This window comes from Pseudonocardia sp. P-1 (genome assembly GCF_058111925.1).
Genome location: NZ_CM176614.1, coordinates 5,172,468 through 5,194,111, shown reverse-complemented (window position 1 = coordinate 5,194,111; position 21,644 = coordinate 5,172,468). Strand labels below are relative to the sequence as shown.

The following is a 21,644-nucleotide window of genomic DNA, read 5'->3' as shown; positions in this document are numbered from 1 at the left end:
TTCCAGATCAGATCTTGGCGAGGGCGCCGAAGTACGCGGTGCGCGGCTTCACGATCGCTTCCCACTCGACGTTGTAGGGGAAGCGCACGACGTCCCAGCCGAGGTCGAGGAGCCGCTCCTCCGCCTCGATGTCACGCTCGGCCACGTTGGGGTAGTCGTGTACAGGGCCGTCGATAAACACCGCGACACTCGATCCGGGCAGCCGGTAGACGAAGTCCGGCTTCGCCCCTGCGTCGGCGATCAGGTGCTGGGCCTCGTCCGGCAGCCGGAGACCGCCATCCTTCAGCCAGTTGAGGAAGCGGGTCTCGAGCTGAGAGTCCGTCTGGCCCATGAGCCGCGCGAGCTGCTCCTCCCGGGTCTCCCCTCGGCCAGCCGCCTCGCTCCGGGCCCCCGCCAGCCTGAGAAGGATGTCCCGAACCGAGTGGCGGTCGATCGCGGAGTGATGGGTCTGGTTCCCATAGGTCAGCAGGCAATCGTAGCAGCCCAGGGCGCACGGACGGTCCGGGTGCGGCCCGCCGCGGTCGGTCCCGTCCGGAGCGAAATGACAGATGTCCAGCGCCGTGGCGGCTGCACGAGCCATCGCATCCGGGTCGGACTGCAGCTGTCGGAGGACGCCGGCGCCACCCTCGGCGGCCTCGGTGAACAGCATGCGGTCTCGGGGGCCCTCGCTGGGCGGGAGGAGCTCACTGGTCAGCTCGCTGTCCTCCAGCTCGAAGGTCGCCTCGATGCCACGCTCCAGCGCGAACATCAACGACAGCGCCACCGACTCGTCCAGCTCCTCGCTGAGCTGCAGGACGAGGACGTTTCGGCGGTCCTCGACGAAGGGGATGACCCGCCTCTTGCGGCGCTTCTCATTGCCGTCACGGTCGACGACCGGCATCTCACTGGAGTCTCCGGACGCATCCGACGCGGCCTGCTCGTTCATCCAGCGGCCGTCGGCGGGGTCGAGCCAGAAGCCCGGAGGCTCGTTCTCCTTGGACCGGACGCGGCCGATATTGGTGATCCGCACCGTGGCCGAGTCGCCATAGGTGAGAATCGCGAGGTCGCCGGCCGCATCCCCCACGGTGGCGTCCCGCCGGCCGGGGCGGGCCCCATGGTCATGGAACCGGTAGGAGGTGACGAGCCGGAAGCCGGCCCTGCGGCGCTCCTCCTCGTCCGAGGAGATCCGCTCGCGACGGCTGGTGTAGACGGTGTGCAGCTGCAACATGCCCACCGTGGCAGGCGGGAGCTGCGCCCTACACATGGTGCAGGTGTCCTCGTCATCCGCCCCGAGGTAGCCGCAGGCCTCGCAGCGCTTGGCGCTCGACGTCACTAGATCGCCGGTGCTGCTCGCCTGGAGCTGGATCCGGTCGACCTGGTAGCGGGAGCCCTCGTGGTAGATCAGCGCACCGGGCCCGAACTCGCGGATGGCCAGGAACCGGGGGCGCTGGAGGTAGTCCCCCTCACCGAAACGGCGTCCAGTCGTCGGGATGTACGCGGCCAGAGGCAGCCGAGGGAAGGAGTAGCCGGGGAGGAAGCCCTCGCTGGCTAGGTAGCGGTACGGGTTGAAGTCGGAGAGCACCGACCGACCTTCCGCGCTCTCGTTCTTCAGGAGGTCGAGCTGGGTCTCGGCCTCCCGACGACGCCGAGCCGCGAGCTTGCTGTCCCGCTCGGACAAGGTGTGGTCGAGACGCCGTCGGTTCTGCTCGGCCTGGTCGACGAGAGCATCGGTGTAGAGCTGCCGCCAGCGGTCGAACGCCTCGTCGAACCTGGTCGGCGCCGCGCGAACGACGTCCTCGATCCAGAGGGGGTGCCACCAGGTCGTCTCGTCCAGCTCAGCCTTGAGACCGGACAGGATGGCGTGGGCACCCGCCACCGCCCGGGTCTGCGCCGTCTTGTCGCTGATCTTCGAGGTGACCTCGTCGTAGAGGCCCAGCGACGGGGCAGGTGGGCGGCGGTGCTCGTCATAGCTGATGTCGACGAGCCGGGGAATCGCGTTGCCCAGCTTCAGTTCGACCGCCGACAGCCACACGGCCTGCACGTGGGAGCGGACGAGGTCCTCATTCGTGAGGTCGAGCCTTGGCGCGGCCACGGCACCGGCGACCATGCGCTCGGAACGTCGGAAGTAGTACTGGTCGTGGCTGTTGCCGGTGGCGCAGTAGGTGGTGACGAGCGCCGGCTGGCCCGACCGACCGGCACGACCACTGCGCTGGGCGTAGTTCGCCGGTGTCGGCGGGACGTTGCGCATCATCACGGCGTTCAGGTCCGCGATGTCGACACCCAGCTCCATCGTGGGCGAGCAGTACAGGAGCTTCAGCCTGGCCTCACGGAAGTCGTCCTCGCGCTCCTGGCGGGTCTGCGGGTCCACCTGGGCGGTGTGCTCGCGGGCGACGAGCCCGCCCAGTGCGGCAGCCGTCTCGCGGTAGAGCTGCTGGAAGAACCTGTTGACCCGCGGCCCGTCGCCGCTGGCGTAGGTGCGGGTCAGCGGGTCGAGCGCGCCCTTCTCCCCCGCCCCGGCCTTCCAGATCATCGCCGACGCCTTCACCCGATATCCGGTCCGGCTCGGACCGGCGGCTCCGCGGCGGCGACCGGCCTGTTGAGGGGCCGTGGTGAGGCTCTCCACCAGACCTGCCCTCGTCAGAAGCTTGAGGATCTGCTCGATCGCCAGCTGGGCGTCGTCCGCCGACAGGTCCTTGAAGTGTGTGCGCCGCAGGTACTTGCCGACTTTGCCGCGACCGGAGAGGAAGACCCCTGCCCGGTCGATACCCGGCTTGGAGCCCTGCGGGTATGCGGTCGAGACCTTGGGCCGGTCGGTGGCTGTGAGAACCCACGGGTCCAGCAGCCGCTCCTCGCTCGCCCGCTGCAGGATGTCGAAGTCCTCGCGGAAGTACTGGACGTCGATGGCCAGCGCGCGGCGCATCTCGTTCAACATTGCCCGCATGATCTCGCTGCGCTGCGTGGGAGTGGCAGCCTGCAGCTCGGGAATGGTCTCGGCCCACCTGTCCTCACGGCCCGCGATCCAGTCCAGGTCGGCGTAGTGGATCTCCAGGAGGCCGGTCTGTTCCAGGTTGGGCATGGTCACTCGCCAGCCGCGCTCCAGGTCCCGGTAGAGCCGGAACGCGATGACATCGCGCAGGGTCTTCGTGGCGGAGGCGAGCATCGTGGGCGGGGGGTCCTCGGCTTGCACGTAGTCGCGCGGGTCCAGACCGAGCACGCCCGCGACGCGGTTGGCGACGTCCTCGTGCCGGATGCCGTCCTCTCCGGTGTCACGTGCCTCAGCCATCGCCTTGACGAGAGCCCCACGAAGTTGCGTGACCTGGACGAAGTCGTTGGAATGCCCGGCCTGCAGTGAGGCGTCCTGGCGGTTGTCCACGAAGGTGAGCAGCTTGCGTGCCTTCGGGTCCAACGCGTCCGCGGGGACACTGCGAAGGGACCGCACGATGGAGGTGGAGACCAGCGTCGTGGCAGACGACCGCCCCTCCTGATCGAGTGTCGCGAGCTTGGCGAAGTCCCGGCCGCGCACCTGCTCGTAGCTGACACCGCAGTGCAGGCAGAAGAGGAACGGCGCCGGAATGAACGTCGCTGCCAGCTCGCCGCGGCCCTCCGTGCCGCGGGGGTCGACCGTCACCGCGAGCGGGAACCGCTTCCGGTAGGAGTCGCGGACGCGTTCGTTGCCGTGGTCGTCGGTCTCCAACCAGGAGTCGGGCAGCCGACGCTCCTCAACGGCCTGGTCGACCGTGCGCGGCCAGGTGATCCGCTTGTCGACGAAGAGGTACCCGTCCTCCGTCTTGCCGCCTGTGGCGGTGGTGTCCCGGCGGGCCTCGTACCGGACGACGCCGTCGTCGCCGACCTTCCGCCAGACCGTCAGGTACTCCTGGCCGCACTCCCGGCAGAAGGCCAAGGGCAAGAGGATCTTGCGGTCCGAGCCCGGCTGGACGAGCTGGTAGTCGCGGGTGAGGTGCCGGTCGTCCTCGGACTCCAGGGTGACGAACACGGTGTCGCCCTTGGAGAGGAACTGGTGGATGCGGAACGCAAAGAGAGGCCGTGTCGTGACGGGATGACGGGCCTCGGAACCGGCTCTGAGCGTGCTGCGGATGGCTTCGATGCAGCGCTCCTCGGACACACCACTGGCTTTCGCGAGCTCCTTGGCGGCAGCCTCGACCTGGGCCGGAGCGGCTCGGACGAGGCGGTCGTCCTCGGTCTTCAGGCCGAAGCGGGTCTCGATCCACCGGGCGAGTGGGTCCGACTTGAGGTCGGCGTAGGTGCGCGGGGACTCGGATTCGAGCCGGGACGCGGGAACCTGAGCGGGAGCGTCGTCGGTCGCGCGAACGAGGGTCTCCCCGATGACGCGTTCCGGCCGCACAGCCGTGCCGAAGAGTGTGCCCGCGACGCCCGCGACGACGCGACGACGTTCGTCGTGACCGCCCTCACTGGACATGGTCGCCGAGGTGCCGATGCACTGGAGCGCAGGCGCCTCGCACGCCTCGCGGACGCGGCGGACGAGGAGAGCGACATCCGCACCCTGCCGACCGCGGTAGGTGTGCAACTCGTCGAGCACGAGGAAGTCCAGCCCCTTGGCCATCCTGACCAGAGACTTCCGGTCGTCCGGCCGCGTGAGCATCAGCTCGAGCATCACGTAGTTGGTGAGCAGGATGTCCGGCGGGTTCTCCCGGATGGCGGTACGCCGCTCGTCGTTCTCCTGCCCGGTGTAGCGGGCGTAGGTCACGCGCTCACGTCCGGCGCCGTATCCGTGGCGCAGGTACTTGTCGAGCTCGCCGAGCTGGCTGTTTGCCAGCGCGTTCATCGGATAGACGATGATCGCCCGGACTCGCTTCTTGGCCTTGGGGCCATCGGCTTCCCGCTCACGGAGCACGCGGTCGACGATCGGTACGATGTAGGACAGCGACTTGCCGGAGCCGGTTCCCGTGGTGAGGACGTAGGACTCGCGAGATTGCGCCGCGTCGATTGCCTCGCGCTGGTGCTGGTGCAGCACCAACGGCCGGCCCGTGCAGATCGTGTCGTTCTCGCCCTTGCCCGCCTGGAAGATCTTGGCGCACTCCTCGTGAAGCACGCCCGCCCTCGTCAGTTCCAGCATCGACCCGCCGGAGGCGAAGAACGGGTTCAGCGAGACCCAGGGATCTGGCCACTGCGACTTGCTGTCGAGGTCCTGCTCGACGAATGTGGCGATCCTCTTGTTCCTGATCACCGTGCCCGCCACGGTGAAGGAGCGATAGTCCTGGATGAGAGTGCGGTGCACCTCGAACATGTCCATGCCGAGCCCGCTCGGGCGGGGCTGCACCGGGCGCATGGCACTGAGCGACGGGGCGTCGGCCCTCTTCAGCCATGCCGTTGGGTTGCGGTCGTCCCAACCCGGTACGCGATCGTCACCGTCAGCGAAAGGCGCGAGCGCCTCCCGGACGAACACCGCGCTCTCGGGTCGGTCGGCCGGGTCCTTGGCCAGGAGCCGCTCGATCAGCAGCTCCAGATCGCGAGGCACGTCGTGACGCAAGCCGCGCAGGGGCGGCGGCTCGTCATTCTGGTGCTTGTAGGCAAGCTCGTACGGAGACTCGCTGTAGAAGGGGGGCACCCCGGCGAGCAACTCGAACAGGACGCACCCGAGCGCGTAGACATCTGCGGCTGGGGTGACGTCCGAGGACCTGAACTGCTCGGGAGCCATGTACCGGGCGGTGCCGACGGTGACACCGGTGCTCGTCACGCGGCTCGCGTCCGGGTCGTCGACGATCTGCCCCAGCCCGAAGTCCAGCACCTTGACCTGGCCGCCGCCTACGATCATGACGTTCGCCGGCTTCAGGTCGCGGTGGACGATGTCGTCGGCGTGCGCGGCGGCCAGCCCGGCCGCGATCTGCACACCCACCGCGGCCGCCCAGGACACCGGCAGCTGCGAGTGCTCGTCGACGAGATCGGCGAGCTGGCGACCGTCGAGGAACTCCATCGCCAGGTACGGCCGACCCGACTCATCGACGCCCCCGTCGACGGTGCGAGGCAGGTTGGGGTGGTCGAGCGCGCGCATGATTCGGGTCTCCCGGGCGAAGCGACGCCCGGTGGGGGTGTCGGCCAAGGCTCCGACCGGGCCGTAGCGACCACTGAGGATCAGCTTCACGGCGACGGTGCGGTCGCGAGCTTCGGCGGCTGCGGTGAGATCCTGGGCGCGGTAAACCTCGCCCATGTTCCCCTTGCCGAGTGGCCCGGCCAGCTGGAAGCGACCTGCAATGGGGGTGTCGGTCTCAGTCACCGCTGTACTCCGTCCGGCTCGAGGTTGCCGTCGACGACGGCGTCGGTGAGCGCCTGAGTCAGGCCACGTCCGAGGGAGAGCACCTCGTCGAGCGAGGCGCTGAATCGTTGCAAGGCCGCGAGTGTTCGGCCGAGTCGGCGTTGCTCTGCCAGTGGCAGTCGCGCTACTTCGACGCGGCGAACGTCCACCCGATGGCGTCCGCTCATCGTCGATGACAACCGGGCCACCTGCTCACTGCGTAGTGCGCCGGCCAGGAACTGTGGATCGAGCACTTCGGGAACGACGCGGAGGAGCTGGAGTCCTGGTCCGAGCAACGCTCGGACGTCGCGCTCAGCGACGTACGCCATCGGCCGAGAAACGACGGTCGGGACGACGACGTCGCCCGCTTCGAGCCACACTGCATCGGCCGCGTGCGCGGCGATTCCGGACGGGCCCCGGCCCTCGACCACGTCGCGGCTGGTCAGGACGGGCACTGATCCCCCGTCTTCGAGCCCGCTCGCACGCTGCTGCGTGATCGTCAGCGCGCCTTGCTTTGCCAGATCACCGATCGTGGTTCGCGGCGGTCGGCGTGAGCCGTCAACGGTGACCAGGCGAGGCAATGAGTCCCTCAGGCCGCCCAGAAGGTCGAGTAGGCGCTCTCGATCACCGTCGATGTCCGCCGTCGCAGGCTGCGAGTCCAGGTAACGCGTGGGGCTGAGATCGACGTCGTCGTCGAGGAGGTCGATGGCCGGAACGAGCCGCTGCAGGGCTGGGTCCTTGTCGCCTCCTAGCGCCCGGCGAAGGCGCCGTCCGACCTCCTCCCAGCCGATCTCTTCGAGCCTCGCCACACTCCCGGCGCAGAGATCCACGAAGCGGACGGCGTTCGCCGGGTCAGCTCCGTCGGTGGAGAGCACCCACAGCTGCATCCGTAGGTGCGCTGGTGCAACGGCTCCCGCAGGCAGCGAGATCACCGCTCGGAGTGCACCTCGCCGGACCAGGGCCGCCCGTACAGGGCGGCCTGTACGTCGGAACGCGACACCGGGGGGCAGAACGATCACGACCTTTCCGCCGACACGAACTCGCGCCATACAGTGCTGGACCCAGGCCAGCTCGGACTCACCCTTGGCCGGCAGGCCGTAGATCCACCGAGGGTCGTACTGAAGGTCCTCGCGCCCCCAGGCCCTCACATTGAACGGCGGATTGCAGACGACAGCAGCCGCAAGGGTGTCCTCGAACGAGTCCTCCCGGAGACTGTCGCCCAGTTCGACCCGAAAGGTGCGATGCGTGAACGCCAGGCGAGCCCGGGCCAGCGCCACAAGTCCTGGATCCAGCTCTTGGCCGAGGACTTCGACTTCGGGATCCGCCTCACGCAGGATCGTGCCCGTCCCGCATGCCGGATCCAGAACCGGGCCGACGCCCACCTCGGCGAGCTCGATCATGAGGGATGCCAGCGACGCGGGAGTGACGGCGAGCTGGCGCGACGTCGCCTCGACATACCGACCGCAGAGCTGCTCGAAAGCAATCTCTTCGCCGACTTCGGCGACCAGGTCGTCGACCGCGGAACGGAGTCCGGTGGACAGGTCGCCGCACCCTGAGGTCAGGTATGTGCCGACGGCGCCGAGCACGTCAGCGGCGGACTCACTGCTTGTGGCCGACTCCAGTTCCTGCCAGGCCAGCTCCACAGCCGCGTGGGCGCCGATCCGGCCGTTCGACCGGAGCCAGGAGTGAACCTCGACTAGGCGGAAGCTCGGGCTGGACTCGGTTCCAGCGACCGGGGCCGGGAAGTCGGCATACCGCCGACGCCAGTTGCCCACAGCCGCCCGGCCGACGCCGGCCAGTCGCGCAACCTCAGCCGCGGTCACGACAGCTTGCTCATCCACGCCCTCACCTCCGAGCGGGAAGGTACGGATTAACGTGAACAGAGTCAACAGACACTCTTGCTGATGCGTGAGGAGTTCAGGCATTCTGCGGACGTCACCGTCATCGCGAGCGCGGCAGGATGCGCGTACGGGAAGGCCGTGGCACCTCAGCCCGGTCGGCGACGGAGGGATACGCCACCCGGGCATGATCGGATCGGTCGGCGGAAGGGTGGCGGCGTGGCGCAGCTGGCGGTGGGGGTCTCGTTCCTCGGCGAGTACGCGAGGCTCGAGAAGAAGGTCCAGAAATCCACGGACAAGGCCTTGGCGATGTTCTCCGAGCACACCCACGCCGGGCTGCACCTGGAGAAGATCAGCAAGTCCAAGGACCCGCGGGTCCGGACCATCCGCATTGACAAGTTCTGGCGCGGGATCGTCGCCGCGCCCGAGAGAGGCGAGCGGTACACACTCCTGCACGTCCTGCCGCACGACGACGCGATCGCCTGGGCACTGTCGCACTCGCTCTCGGTCAACGAGGTCACCGGGGTACTGGAGATCAGTGATGTCCAGGCTCTTCAGGCACTGGCCGAGCAGCATCGGGAGTCTGCCGACACTCTGCTGTTCGCCACGTTCGGCGACGGGGACCTGACCCGACTTGGCATCTCCGCTCCCGTGCTCGCCGCCGCCCGCACTATCCGCGACGAGCCGGCGCTCGATGCCGTCTGCGATCTCGTCCCCGAGAACCAGGCGGACGTACTGCGGGCTCTCGTCGCCGGTTACACCGTCGAGCAGGTCTGGGCCGACGTCGTCGCGCCCCGCATCCCGGACGAGCCCATCGACACCGCGGACCTCGACGCCGCCGTGGAGCGCACCCAGGGCCGGATCGCGCTGGTCGACGGGCCCGAGGAACTGCTCGCCCTGTTCGCCAAGCCCATGGCGATGTGGCGGGTGTTCCTGCACCCCACCCAGGAGTCCGTGGCCTACCGCCCGACCTACTGGGGCAGCGCGCAGGTGACTGGCGGTCCGGGAACCGGCAAAACGGTCGTCGCACTGCATCGGGTGACGCACCTGGTGCGCACCAAGAACCTCCCGCCACGGTCCATCTTGCTGACGACGTTCACCCGTGGGCTCGCCGAGGCACTCGACCGCGACCTCGCCCAACTCCTCGAAGCCGAGCAGCGTGCCGCGGTCGAGGTCCTCAACGTCGACCGCTGGGCCCTCGGTGTAGTGCGGGAGACGCACGGGAATGTGGCGTTCGCCCAGACGCGGGAGCTGCGCAAGCGCATGCACACCGCCGCCGGGGGCTCCGGTTTCACGTCTACGTTTCTGCTCGACGAGTGGCGTGAGGTCGTCCTCGCCACCGCCGCCGAGTCCGAGGCGGCCTACCTGGCAGCTCCGCGTCGCGGACGCGGGCGCGGACTCACGAAGGCACAGAAGAAGACCGTGTGGGCAATCTTGTCGCGGTTCGCCTCCCGCCTGCGCGAGGACGGCCTCTGGACGCATCACACGGTCGCGGACGAGGCCGCGCGGCTCGTCGCGGCCCGGGACCACCCGCCGTTCCGGCACGTCGTCGTCGACGAGATCCAGGACCTCCATCCCAGCCAGTGGCGGCTGCTTCGCGCCGCCGTGGCCACCGGCCCCGACGATCTCTTCCTCACCGGCGACCCACACCAGCGGATCTACGGCAACCACGTGAGTCTCAAGCAGGTCGGCATCTCCGTTGCGGGCCGCTCGACGCGGCTGCGCATCAACTATCGGACCAGCGCCGAGATCCTGCGCTGGTCGCTCGGGGTGATGGAGGACGTCGCCGTTGCCGACCTGTCCGACGGGCTGGACTCGCTCGACGGCTACCGCTCGGCCCTGCATGGCAAGACCCCGACGGTGGTGGGTGCTGCGTCTCCGACCGCGGAGGCCGAGGACCTCGCACTCGCCCTGGAGGAGTGGAACACCGATGGCGTGGACTGGGCGGACATGGCCGTCGTCGCGCGGACGAACAAGCTGGTCGAAGCACTGACCGGCGCCCTCGGCCGGCACGGGATCCCGACCGGCGACGCCGGGGTACGCGTCGCCACCATGCACGGGATGAAGGGACTCGAGTTCCGGTGCGTGGCGATCGCCGCGGTCGGGGCGGACCACTTCCCCTCCCCCGGCGCCGTCACGCCTGCGGCTGACGATCCGGTGCGGCACATGCTCGACGTCCAGCAGGAGCGCTGCCTGCTGTTCGTCGCCGCCACCCGGGCTCGGGAGCGGCTGCGGGTCTCCTGGTCGGGAGAGCCGAGCCCCCTCATCCCGCCTTCGGGACCGCATCGGTGAAGTCCGCCAGCCGCTTCTCCGCCACCGCCAGCTCTTCCTCGGTGAACAGGTGGCGGAAGCGCTCGTCCGTGGCGATGGTCTCGACGGTGAGATCGAGCCTGCGTCGCTCCCACAACGTCACGAACCCATCGCTCACCGCTGGAGCGTGAAGGATCCGTCGGACGGCGCCGAGTGCGCCGTACTGGTTGACCATCACCTTGAACTGCTTCGGGTTGTAGCCGAGGTCGACCTTGCAGGCGTCGATGGTGTCCAACACGACCTGGTCGAACTGGCCACCGGTCTCGACGGGCGGTTCGTCCAGTAGCTCGATGTCGACCTCGGGCGATGATCCGCCTCCGGTCGACGACACCGCGGCGCCATCGTCCTCGCGTTCGCCGGAGGCGGTCTCGTTACGTCGCTGGGCATACCCGCGCAGCGCGTCGACGGTGGTGAAGACCAGGCACTCCAGCTCCGCCAGTCGCGGGAGGTCCGCTTCGTCAGGGTCGAGCTCGAGGATGACGGCCTTGTCCTGACCAGGCTGCAGACCGTCGGCCCAGAAGGCTTCGGCCACCGCGAGAACGCGGCCGGTGTCCGGGTCGGAGATCTCCGCGTCCAGAGACGGGGGCGCGAACCCCATCTCGCTGAACTCCTCGACCAGAGCCTTGATCTGTGCGACTCGGGCGTCCCGCTCATCGTCGTCGGGAGCGACCACGATGGGCACGAGTTGCTGCCCCGCGGTCCACGGGTGGGAGCCGCTGAGCAGCTCTTCGGAGAACGCATCAGCAGCCCGACCCAGGAGCTCACGTCGAGCGGCCAGAAACTCGCGGTAGTTGTCGAGCTTCCACAGGTCGGGGTCGACCGGGATCCACTGCGACGCGAGCACCGCCGGGTCGATCTGCGCCAGGTAGTCCGCAGGGTCTCGACGATTGAGGGCTACAGCGGTCGACGGCACCACGAACGCGAAGTTGGCGATCGCATTGAGCTCGGCGCGGGAATACCGACCTAGTTTGGCCAGCTCGTTCTTAGGGAAGATCTCGTGCACCTGGAGCGCGGAGACGTCCTGCCCGAGCGGGTGTCCCGTGACCAGGTCGCGACTCCTCCGCACCCGGGTCAGCAGGTAGAGCAGAGGGTACGACCGCGAACCGCGACCGACACCTTCGAAGTCCTGAGCGTCGATTGAGAGGACGCCCTTGCGGGACCGGGCCAAGGCCGCAGCCACACCCTCGACCCCGGACTTGTCGATGGTTTCGAGGTCCTTCGCGAGAAAGGTCTCGGTGGAGCCCGCGAATCGACCCCTCAACGCAGCATGGATGTACCAGTGCAGCGCGCGGTCCGCCTCGGCCCCGTCTGCGAACCGGCCGCCGCGGTTGTGCAGATGCCGGACCAGGATCGGCAGCGCATAGCGCCCCATCAGCACCCGGTCGTGGTCAAGGCCCAGCCGGGTGGCGACCAGATGCAGCAGATGGTCGATGTTGTGCAGCGCGGCGTGCAGCCCGTCCTGGAAACCGTCAGCGGTCACGTCCTCCAGCGCGGAGAACGGAGCCCGACCGGTCGCCACGGCGTTCGCGTTCCGGAGCAACCAGTCCGGAGTGAAGGAGAAGCCGGCCTCCTTCCACCGCTCCAGGTTGCGACGCATCGTGGGTCGCGCGTCCGTCCATTCGCTGCAGATCCGAGCAAGCGCGAGGTCTCCCTTGGAGAGCTTCGTTCCGCCCGAGTTGACCCGGTTGAAGATGTCGACCACCACGTCGACGGTCTTGTCGAGCCCAGTGATCTGCTCGATGTGGAAGTCGCGCTCGAGCACTGCCTGCAGCTGCGAGATCCGGCTGATGTAGGTCGATAGCTTCGGGCGCAGCCACTTGAGATCGAGCAGCTGCTCGTACGCGGCTCCGTCTTCACCGGTGAACATCGCGGTGACGTCGATCCACAGGGGATCGTCCTTCATCTTCACCGGCGCGTAGAACTGGAACGTCTCGTCCTCGACGTTGAAGCGCAGCCCCCGGAAGACGTCCGGGTCGCCCTCGAAGAACTCGGGTGCCCGGCCCCGGATGATGCCGTAGAGCGTCGTTACCCGCTGCTGCCCATCGAGCAACATCAGCTTTTGCCCCGGTGTCGACGCCCCGCCGCGCACTGCCTGTGCACTACCCTCGGTCTCCCAGACAAGCAAGGCTCCGACCGGGTATCCGTGGTAGAGCGACTTCATCAGTCCTCTGACCTGGTCGCGGTTCCATACGTATCCCCGCTGGAACTCCGGCAGCTTCATCGTGCCCGCATCGATCTGATCCAGGACCGTACTGAGTTTGGTCACCGTGCTCCCCTCGCCAAACGATTCGACCTTAGCGAGGTCTCACCGCTATCGGGAGGAGCACCTGTTGCACCGGCGTGGCTCCCGCCTACGTCACCAAGCAACTTGCCGAACAACACACCCGGACACGACGAAACCCCTGGTCACATCCGGCTCGTTGAGCCCGTGACCAGGGGTTTTGACTGTGGGCGATACTGGGATCGAACCAGTGACCTCACAGTGATCACGAATCCCGCCATGATCAGCGCATATGCCCCATGAGCTGGAGTGATGTGCGCTGTGTGCGCCTCACTGTGACGCCCCTAGATGAGTCGAATACCCCACAGATGTACGCTCCATCTGGCACGCATCTGGCACGGAGGAGCGATCATGGCGGGGCAGCGGGGCGGCAAGCGAGGCTTCGGCAACATCCGCAAGCTGCCCTCCGGCCGCTACCAGGCTCGCTACACGGGGCCCGACGGGAAGACCTACCGAGCCCAGCGCGCGGACGGCGGAGCGCTCACATTCCAGACCAAGCGCGATGCGGAGAGCTGGCTGTCGCTGCGCCAGTCCGAGGTCGTCCGTAACGAGTGGCTCCCCCCGACGGAGAAGGCCGCGCCCGTCACGTTCCAGACCTACGCGGACGCATGGCTCGCTGGTCGCAAGCTGGCCGACCGAACCCGGGAGCACTACGCGCAGCTCCTCCGCGACCACCTGTACCCGACGTTCGGCACGACCCCGGTGACCGGCATCGAACCGGCATCCGTCCGGACCTGGCACGCCGAGTTGAGCCAGCAGACCGGCCCCACGGCGTGCGCCCACACCTACGGTCTACTTCGCACGATCATGAACACCGCGATCGCCGACGACATGATCACCGCCAACCCGTGCCGAGTGCGCGGCGCCGGGCAGTCCAAGCGCGCGGTCCAGATCGAACCGGCGACGCTAGCCGAGCTGGAAGTCCTGACCGCGGCGATGCCCGCGAAGTACCACCTGATGGTGCTGTTCGCGTCGTGGTGCGCGCTGCGCTTCGGTGAGCTGGCCGAGCTGCGCCGGTCCGACGTGGACACCGAGACCGGCGTCGTGCACGTTCGTCGCGGCGTCGTGCGGACCAAGGAAGGCCGCACGATAAAGGGACCGAAGTCGGAGGCAGGCATCCGCAAGGTCAACGTCCCGCCGCACCTGATGCCGCTGGTGCGCTCCCACCTGCGCGAGCACGCCGCGATGGGCCGGGACGGGTTGCTGTTCCCGACGACCAAGCCCGGCGAGCAGCTCGCGCCGTCCACGTTCTACCGGCACTACTACCCGGCGCGCGAGGCAGCCGGACGGCCGGATCTCCGGTTCCACGACCTGCGGCACACCGGGTCGGTCCTGGCCGCGTCCACCGGCGCGACGATCGCCGAACTCATGGCCCGCCTCGGACACTCCACACCGGGCGCCGCGATGCGCTACATGCACGCGTCCAAGGACCGGGACCGAGTGATCGCCGACAGCCTGTCGCGCCTCCTCTCGGACAACGTGACGCCGCTGCGCCGGTCCGATGACGAGAGTGGTGCCAGCTAGCCCAGGGGCGGGAGCGACAGCAGAGGCTGTCACGCTCTGTGTGCACTGTTGCGCGTCGTGCTGGCGCGCCTCGGTTCCACTCCATCGTGTCCGCCGCAGGTCCACGTCATGATCATGTACGTCTTGGCACGTTTTGCTACACGGCGCACAGGAGTGTGCGGATTGTGCGTTTGACCTGCACAGATCGCACAGCAACTCTTGACGCATGACGACGCCACCCGATGCCACGGAAGAGACCCGGCTCGTGTCCAAGCCGGACGCCCAGCGCCTTCTGGGCGGCCTCAGCCGCTCGACTATCGAGCGCATGATCAAGGCCAGCCAGCTACCGACAGTGAAGATCGGGCGGCGGGTGTTCGTGCCCGCCGACGCCGTGGAGGCCTTCATCCGCGACGCGCAGGTCGGCGGGTGAGCGATGACGTCCCGCCGACTCACGAGCATCTCCGCTGCCGCCGAGGCCGCAGACGTCTCGCCCCAGACGATCCGCCGGTACATCTCGGACGGTCGGTTGACCGGCTACCGCGTCGGGCCGCGTCTGCTCAAGGTCGATCTCGACGAGCTGGACGTGATCATCCGCGCGATCCCGACAGTCGCGCTCTCCCGGTCCCTGACGTAGCGACGGCGGGCGGGGTAGCTGCTCCCCACCCGCCGCGCCAGAACACGAACACGCCCCCTGACCGGAACCGTGCTGCCTGCTCTACCACCTGAGCATCGCCAGCGTATCGGTCCGGTCCGCGACACGAGGACCCCGACAACGTGCCTGACCAGGAAGTACCTCCGATCGAAGCTGCCGTGACTCTGGCGAAGCGGGGCCGGCAGACGATCCGTCTGCGCCGTCTGAGCAAGCTCCCGGCGCACAACGAGTGGCAACACCGTGCAACCAACGACGTGAGCGTGATCGAGGCTGATTTCAAGAACGCCCCGCAGGCCAACGTGGGCTACACCCTCCCCGGGCTGGTCGGGATCGACGTCGACTCCGTCGAGGGGCACGGTGTCGACGGAGTGGCGACCTGGGCGGCCCTCACCATCGGTCGGGCCGAGTCGCCGACGTGGACGATCAGCACACCGACCGGAGGCGTGCAGTACGTCTACACCCTCCCCGACGGCATCGAAGTCACCAGCGGTCCCGGGCGTCTCGGAGAGGGCGTCGATGTCAAGTCCGGCCCCCGCGCGTACCTGGTCGGGCCGGGCTCGGCGACCAACACCGGTACCTACAAGTTCGCGGACGACCGCGACCCGGCGCCGTGCCCGCCGTGGCTGCTCAAGGAGCTGCGCCGAGTCGGGGCGGTCAAGGAGGTCGGTTCCCCCCCATCGCCGACGGTTCAGACCGCGCCGTCAGAGTGGCAGCCGCATGGGCGGTTCGGGGAGCCGGTTCCGGCCGGGAGACGCCATGCCGTCATCCTGGCGTTCTGCTGCTCGATGCGGGCCCGTCGGTTCTCCTGGGCCGAAGCTGAACGACTGCTGGCAGAGCGATGGGCCGACTGCGCGCAGCCTCCTGGCAATCCGTACCAGCAAGCCGACGCGATGGCCGTTCTCGAAGACGTCTGGCACCGGTACCCCTCGGGCACCGACTACGCCGACATGGCGCCGGAACTCTCCGAGGAGGAGGCGTCGAGCTGGACGCCGAAGGATCTGGTCCCGTACCTGGACGGCACCGTAGAACGCCCTGAGCCATCCGTGGGGATGCCCCGGGACGACGGGCTGCACCTGCTGTATCCCGGGCGGGAGCATGCCGTCATCTCGCAGATGGAAGGCGGCAAGTCCTGGCTCTGTGTGGCCTCCGCCGCGCATGAGATGACCACCGGCGGCACCGTGGTCTACATCCACTGCGAAGAAGCCGATCCCGCCGACACCGTCGGTCGACTGCTGTCCCTGGGGATCCGGCGCGAGGTGATCGAGGCGCGGTTCATCTTCGTGGGACCCGAGCATCCGGTGACCCGAGCAGACCTGGCAACGCTGCGCGCCCTGGCGCCATCGTTGGTGGTGATCGATGGGGTCAACGAAGCGATGGCCCTGCACGGATGCGACATCCGCGACGAGACCGGGGCGGCAGCCTTCCGACGACTGCTCGTGAAGCCGTTCACCGCGATCGGAGCCGCAGTCTTGCAGGCCGACCACGTCGTGAAGGACCCCGAGCGCCGGGGCGGGCTGGCTCTAGGGACCGTGCACAAGGGCAACGGCCTGACCGGTTCACTGATCGAGCTGGAGAACGTCGAGCCCTTCGGCCGGGGCCGACGCGGGCGGTCCCGGGTGTTCATCAACAAGGATCGACCGGGGCACCTCCGCACTCATGGCCGACCGACATCGCGTCCCAACCGGACCTATATGGGTGAGCTGGTGGTCGACGATTCCCGCGAGTTCGTCAACTACCTGCACGTAACCCTCTACCCGCCACCGCCGGAAGTCGTCGACGGGATCGAGGTGGTTCCGCTGCACGACCACATCGTCGAGGTGGTCTCCGGCCTGACCGACGCCACCGTCGGTTCCGAGCGGGCGCTGTTCGCTCAGATGCGTTGCGCCGGGGTTCAGGCCCGAGAGTCCGCGATCCGCTCCGCTGTAGATGACCTACTCGCCTCCGGTCGTCTCGTGGAGCACCGAGGGGCTCGCAACGCCAAGGGGTACCGAGTCGGCGCGACTGCTGCCGGTGAGAACGAACCGGAATGAGTCCGTCTCACCTCTGCCACTGCGGCCCTCCAGAGAGGAGGGCCGCGGGCCGCAGTCGCAGACGTCTGCAGGGCAGCAGTGGGCAGCGGTCGGCCGCAGTGCCCTTTCCCAAGCCTCGACAAGCCGTCACGACCTAAGCGATCGACCCGACGAAGGAGATCACCAACATGACCAGATGCACCCGATGCGGCTCCCCCGAGGCGTTCGCTGTGGAGCCCGATGACTGCGAGTCCTGCGCACAGCGCAACCCCCTCGGCATCGAGGCCAGCGCTCGGCCGAGGATCACCGACCACGGCGACGGCACCTTCACGATGGACGTCGTCGAGCGCAACGAGCCAGGACGCCTGGGCCGGTTCCACCAGGTCGCCGGCCTGTTCACCGTCTCCGCGTCCGATGAGGATGACTACATCCGGCGCGAGCAGGAGCTGATGGCCCGTGGCTACGACCCGTCGCTGGCCCGCTCTGCATGGTTCACCGAGCATGTGGTCAACGGGGAGGGCTGATGACCGCTGCGTACCCGATCCAGCCGGGCTGGACCGACCCCGATGGTCCGACGGCGGTCCTGCGGCGTCTGTATCCCCTGGACCGGCCCTCCTGGCTGCACGATCCGTGGCGCTGGACCGATGGCATGACCTGGACCTACGCCGTTGAGCCCGATCACCTCGACACCACAGCCGTCAGCGATCTGGCCGCGCTGATCAACGAGGGCTTCGCCGTGCGGATCGAAGCCGTCCCCACCGGTGGCGGCCTGCTCGTACAGCTTCAGCAGAAGGGACACCCATGACCAGCACCACCCCCGACCCGGCGAACAAGGCCGTCCAGCGCATGCAGGTCGGCCCCGTCACGACCGTCGACACCGAATCCGGCACGGTGCTGATCGAGCAAGGCATCGAGCGGTTCGAGACCTCCATCGGTGTCGAGCCCGGCGCGTGGACTGCGCCGCGCCCTGTCGTGACCATGACCTACGGCGAGGGCAAGACCCGTCAGATGGCAGCACCCGAGGCCGAGGCGCTGGGCCGTGCGCTGATGCTGTCCGCCGCCGCCTCGGTCCACGCAGCGGAGGTGAACACCCCATGAGCGACGCCGAGGACACCGCGCAGGCGTGGAGCATCGACGACCCGCCCGACACCGCCACCGAGTCCGCGGAGGACCCGGCCCCGCAGGCCGATGAACAGGATGCCGGCAGCCGTGGGACCCGTTCTGAGCGCCGTGCGCACCGCGACAAGGCCTCCCGCGATGAACAGGTCCGGGCCGAGCGCGACGAGCTGCGATCCGAACGCGACACCCTCAACGGTCGCGTGGAGACCATGCAGAACGCCGAGATCATGCGCCACGCCGAACGGCACCTCGTCGAGCCGCGTGACCTGCTGCTCGTGACCACTCCCCAGCAGCGGGCCGAGGTCTGGAACGACGACGGCACCCTCGACCAGGGGGCCATGGCCGCGCTGATCGACTCCGCACTCGACGGCCGTCCGCACTGGCGACGCAAGCACGGCCCGATGGACATGAGCCACCGCCCCACACTAGGGTCGGGGACGGCCATGACGTGGTCGGAGCTGCTGCGATCGTGAGCTGATCAGTCCGTGACCGGCCCGCTACCGAGAGGTAGTCCGGGCCGGTCACCTGTCCTGTAGTTCGCCACGGCCCCGGGACGGGGCCACCGGCGTCCGGAGCGACGTTCGCCCGGCCGGAAGCGCGATTCCCATCGCGCATTCCGGAGTCCCCTGTGACCGTCAACGGCACCACCGGTGTACCCATCCTCCGTCCTGAGGACGTCGCCGATCTCCTGATCAAGCCCACCCAGCGTGCGTCCGTCGCGATGCAGGCCGCCACGGTGGTCGACACCGCCAGCCGCACCTACCGCATCCCGATCGTCAACACCGACCCCGCCACGGCGTGGGTCAACGAGGGCGACGAGATCGCGCTGTCCGACCCGGCGCTGGGCGAACTGCGCATCGTCCCGGCGAAGCTGGCCGGGATCACCGCGATCACCTCCGAGCTGGCCGGTGACTCCTCACCGGAGGCCGCGCAGGCCGTCGGCAACGGCCTGGCCCGTGACCTCGCCAAGAAGATCGACCGCAGCTTCTTCGGCGCCACACTGTCTGCTCCGGCACCTCCCGGACTCCCCGCGGTCACCGGGGTCGGCACCGTAGCCGGTGGCTACGACAACGTCGACTGGGCCGCAGCCGCGATCAGCCAGGCCCAGGTCGTCGGCACCGAGCTGACCTCCTTCGCCGCGTCTCCCGCCACCGCGCTGAAGCTGGCGACGATCAAGTCCGGGACGAACTTCAACACCCCGCTGCTCGGCCAGGACCCCACCGTCCCGACACGTCGCACGGTGCAGGGTCTGCCGATCCTGGTCTCGGAGTTCATCGCCGACAACATCGTCTGGGGCATCCCCGCCGAGCGAGCGGTCATCGTCGTCCGCCAGGACGCCACCGTGGAGACCTCCCGCGATGCCCTGTTCACCAGCGACCGCCTCGCCATCCGAGCGATCATGCGGGTTTCCTGGGGCTTCCCCCACGCCGAGGCCATCCAGAAGGTCACCCTCGCCGACGTGTAGACGTGCGCTCCCGGCCCTACCCCTTTCAGGCCGGTGAGCGCCGACCCACCGCCCCGGGTCCCGTGGTCGAAGGCCCGGGGCGGTGGCTACTCCGGATGAGCGGGCCGGACCTTCCTCCTGCCCACGACGACCTTGCCGGTGCCCAGGCGAACCTGTGGCCGTAGAGCGTCGAGCCGGACTTCCTTCTCAACGCACCGTTCCCGTATCCACGCGGCGCTGAAGTAGTGCGTGCACTCATGCCCGGGCTCTAGTGGTGCCTCGATCAAGTCCGAGATCGGCATCGGCTTCAACAGCACGAACTTCCAGTCGGTGGGCGTGCGAAAAGAGAACTCGCGGATCAGAGTGATGGTGCGCGGCGTGTCGACGACGCTGATGTGGGTCAGGCCCACATCAGGTCCGGGCCACTGCGTCGCCACGAGTAGACCTGCCAGCCGAGGGCCAGCAAGCTCACGACGAGAGCGACGATCGAGACAACGAGCGCAGCAACGGCCATGGTCGGGACCGTAGCCCCGCCCTCCGACAGTCAGGCCCCGAAGAACCGATCTCCACCGCTGACCGGGACGGCTGCGGGCTTCGCGATCGTCGCCCGGATGCCGGAGCGGGCCGAGGGGTTCAGGCCCAGCTTGTTGGACAACTGCTCCATCTTCGACGTGGCCTTCAACCACTGGTCAAACACCGGGTTCTGCATCGGCATCCCGTTGGAGGGGTTCCGCACGACCTCCGGCTCGGTCGTCATCTTGATCCGCAGCCGGTCGAGCTTCTCCACGGCCACGACGTAAGCCAGGATCAGTGGCCCGTCGGCGGCGTGCAGCATTCCCATCGCCCGCAGGTGGTGGGTCGTCCGGTTCCACTCCGCACGCTGGGCCTCGGACAGCGCGTCGGGCATCGACGGCTCGTCGCCGCGCAGCGGTGTCGGCTCGTCGGGGTTGAACCGATCCGGCTTGTCACCGTGCAGGCGGCGCAGCGCTTCGGGCTTACGAGGGCGGGCCATCTGTGCAGGCTACGAGCGTCGGACCGGCTCGTGGATCACTCGCTAGTAGGTTGTCCAGCATCAGACCTGTCTAGGGAGTGATCGTGATCGACCCCGGGCCGCTTGAGCGGCCGAAGGACCCTCCGTGGCGTCAGATCGCCGACCGGCTGCGCGACGCGATAGCCAAGGGCGCCTACCCGTCGGGTGCGAAGCTGCCGTCGGAGAAGACGCTCTGCGAGACCTACGGCGTCGCGCGGATGACCGCTCGGCGGGCGCTGGAGAACCTGCGCGATGACGGCGCGATCGAGTCGCGCCCCGGTATCGGCTGGTTCGTGCGCGAGGGTTAGAAGAAGCCGCCGTCGGACCCGCGCACGATGTAGACCACGCCCTTGGCGGCTGCGCCGGTGATCCCGTGTCGCTTGGCCTCAGGAGTCCGTAGGAGGCTCTTGGCCCGCCCGAGATGGTCGGTGGTCCCGACAACCCGCACGCCGCCGAGGGTGCTCACCACAGCCCACACGGCACCGGCATCGGCCGCCGCGCGCTGGCCTGCCTCTCGCACCGGCTCATGCCAGTCCGCCGCCCACTCGCAGGTCTCGGGCTGGCATCGTCGGTGGTCGGCATCAATCGAGCACTTGCCCTCGATGATCTCTGCGCACACCGGGTCGGCTCCCGGACCTTCGAAGCAGCGATCGGGCCACATGCCCGGCTCGCTGCACCAGGCGCAGTCCCGCGCCCTGGTGCCCTCTGTGCCCACCTGTCTCACTCTAGGACATGTCTATGCACTAGACGAGAGGGTGGGGTCATGTCCGACGACTGCCCCGGCCCGCTGGCGCGGATGCTGGCCGATCATCCGACGCTGTACCGGTCGCTGCTCGCCGAGCACCAGGCCGACGACTACGGCCGGTGCGCCGGATGCCGGTCGGCGACGCTGGCGCCGCGCTGGCCCTGCGGCCTCGCCGAAGCAGCCGCAGCCGCCCGACGGCTCGCCGAGAGCGACGACCACACGACGTAAGGACACAGCCCATCTCGCCGGTTACGCCGCGCGAGATTCCTGCCTGGTCCGGGGTCGCCATTTCAAGATCGGGAGCGACGGACCCCCCACCCGCTGCGCTCTCGCATTATCGCAGCTCAGAGCCATGATCACCGGTCATGTGTGCATGCACTGGCACGAGGCCCGGTCGGAGTGAACCAGCATCCGCGCAGGGCAGACGCATGATCACCGATCACTACCGGCATGGCACTGGCAC

17 protein-coding genes are annotated in these 21,644 nt (G+C 68.4%); 11 read left to right on the top strand and 6 right to left on the bottom strand.

Annotated features, from left to right (window positions below):
- Positions 1–7 precede the first annotated feature (7 nt).
- Entirely contained in the window at positions 8–6,232 is a 6,225-nt protein-coding gene (locus AC0GKK_RS25535) for a protein kinase domain-containing protein (protein WP_489882734.1), read from the bottom strand.
- Positions 6,229–8,175 (bottom strand): N-6 DNA methylase, encoded by a 1,947-nt coding sequence (locus tag AC0GKK_RS25530; protein ID WP_489882733.1) that lies wholly within the window; start codon positions 8,173–8,175, stop codon positions 6,229–6,231. Before AC0GKK_RS25530 ends, AC0GKK_RS25535 begins: the two co-directional genes overlap by 4 nt.
- Positions 8,176–8,307: 132 nt before the next feature.
- On the opposite strand from AC0GKK_RS25530, the gene AC0GKK_RS25525 reads away from it, so the two are divergent.
- Entirely contained in the window at positions 8,308–10,380 is a 2,073-nt protein-coding gene (locus AC0GKK_RS25525; protein WP_489882732.1) for a UvrD-helicase domain-containing protein, read from the top strand.
- Here AC0GKK_RS25525 and AC0GKK_RS25520 read toward each other — a convergent pair.
- Positions 10,352–12,664 carry a GmrSD restriction endonuclease domain-containing protein gene (locus tag AC0GKK_RS25520; RefSeq protein ID WP_489882731.1) on the bottom strand — a complete coding sequence of 771 codons (2,313 nt, stop codon included), beginning with the start codon at positions 12,662–12,664 and terminating at the stop codon, positions 10,352–10,354. The two genes, AC0GKK_RS25525 and AC0GKK_RS25520, sit on opposite strands and share 29 nt — an antisense overlap.
- Positions 12,665–13,030: 366 nt before the next feature.
- Here AC0GKK_RS25520 and AC0GKK_RS25515 point away from each other — a divergent pair, with 366 nt between their 5' ends.
- The 8 genes from AC0GKK_RS25515 (at position 13,031) to AC0GKK_RS25480 (ending at position 19,427) form a co-directional block, all read left to right on the top strand.
- On the top strand, positions 13,031–14,203 hold the full coding sequence (locus AC0GKK_RS25515) for a tyrosine-type recombinase/integrase (protein WP_489882730.1): 1,173 nt from the start codon (positions 13,031–13,033) through the stop codon (positions 14,201–14,203).
- Between the two features lie 205 nt (positions 14,204–14,408).
- Positions 14,409–14,612: a helix-turn-helix transcriptional regulator gene (locus tag AC0GKK_RS25510; RefSeq protein ID WP_489882729.1), complete on the top strand. Its 204-nt coding sequence runs from the start codon at positions 14,409–14,411 to the stop codon at positions 14,610–14,612.
- A gap of 344 nt (positions 14,613–14,956) precedes the next feature.
- Entirely contained in the window at positions 14,957–16,864 is a 1,908-nt protein-coding gene (locus tag AC0GKK_RS25505; RefSeq protein WP_489882728.1) for a bifunctional DNA primase/polymerase, read from the top strand.
- A gap of 167 nt (positions 16,865–17,031) precedes the next feature.
- The gene (locus AC0GKK_RS25500) at positions 17,032–17,367 is read left to right on the top strand and encodes a hypothetical protein (protein WP_489882727.1); all 336 of its coding nucleotides are present in this window, start codon (positions 17,032–17,034) and stop codon (positions 17,365–17,367) included.
- Positions 17,367–17,648 (top strand): hypothetical protein, encoded by a 282-nt coding sequence (locus tag AC0GKK_RS25495; protein ID WP_345644907.1) that lies wholly within the window; start codon positions 17,367–17,369, stop codon positions 17,646–17,648. The genes AC0GKK_RS25500 and AC0GKK_RS25495 overlap by 1 nt, the downstream gene beginning before the upstream one ends.
- A complete protein-coding gene (locus tag AC0GKK_RS25490; protein ID WP_489882726.1) occupies positions 17,645–17,941 on the top strand; it encodes a hypothetical protein in 297 nt (98 codons plus the stop codon). The genes AC0GKK_RS25495 and AC0GKK_RS25490 overlap by 4 nt, the downstream gene beginning before the upstream one ends.
- Positions 17,938–18,435, top strand: coding sequence for a hypothetical protein (locus tag AC0GKK_RS25485; RefSeq protein WP_489882725.1), 498 nt, complete (start codon positions 17,938–17,940; stop codon positions 18,433–18,435). The genes AC0GKK_RS25490 and AC0GKK_RS25485 overlap by 4 nt, the downstream gene beginning before the upstream one ends.
- Before the next feature lie 155 nt (positions 18,436–18,590).
- Positions 18,591–19,427, top strand: a complete 837-nt coding sequence (locus AC0GKK_RS25480) for a phage major capsid protein (RefSeq protein ID WP_489882724.1) — start codon at positions 18,591–18,593, stop codon at positions 19,425–19,427.
- Between the two features lie 86 nt (positions 19,428–19,513).
- Here AC0GKK_RS25480 and AC0GKK_RS25475 read toward each other — a convergent pair whose 3' ends face one another.
- Entirely contained in the window at positions 19,514–19,843 is a 330-nt protein-coding gene (locus tag AC0GKK_RS25475) for a hypothetical protein (protein WP_489882723.1), read from the bottom strand.
- A 107-nt stretch (positions 19,844–19,950) separates the two neighbouring features.
- Entirely contained in the window at positions 19,951–20,418 is a 468-nt protein-coding gene (locus tag AC0GKK_RS25470) for a phage terminase small subunit P27 family (protein WP_489882722.1), read from the bottom strand.
- An 83-nt stretch (positions 20,419–20,501) separates the two neighbouring features.
- On the opposite strand from AC0GKK_RS25470, the gene AC0GKK_RS25465 reads away from it, so the two are divergent.
- A complete protein-coding gene (locus AC0GKK_RS25465; RefSeq protein WP_489882721.1) occupies positions 20,502–20,744 on the top strand; it encodes a GntR family transcriptional regulator in 243 nt (80 codons plus the stop codon).
- Here the strand turns inward: AC0GKK_RS25465 and AC0GKK_RS25460 are convergent.
- Complete coding sequence (locus AC0GKK_RS25460; RefSeq protein WP_489882720.1) at positions 20,741–21,151, bottom strand: hypothetical protein; 411 nt, start codon at positions 21,149–21,151, stop codon at positions 20,741–20,743. The two genes, AC0GKK_RS25465 and AC0GKK_RS25460, sit on opposite strands and share 4 nt — an antisense overlap.
- Positions 21,152–21,199: 48 nt before the next feature.
- Here AC0GKK_RS25460 and AC0GKK_RS25455 point away from each other — a divergent pair, with 48 nt between their 5' ends.
- Positions 21,200–21,409: a hypothetical protein gene (locus tag AC0GKK_RS25455; protein WP_489882719.1), complete on the top strand. Its 210-nt coding sequence runs from the start codon at positions 21,200–21,202 to the stop codon at positions 21,407–21,409.
- Positions 21,410–21,644: the final 235 nt, after the last annotated feature.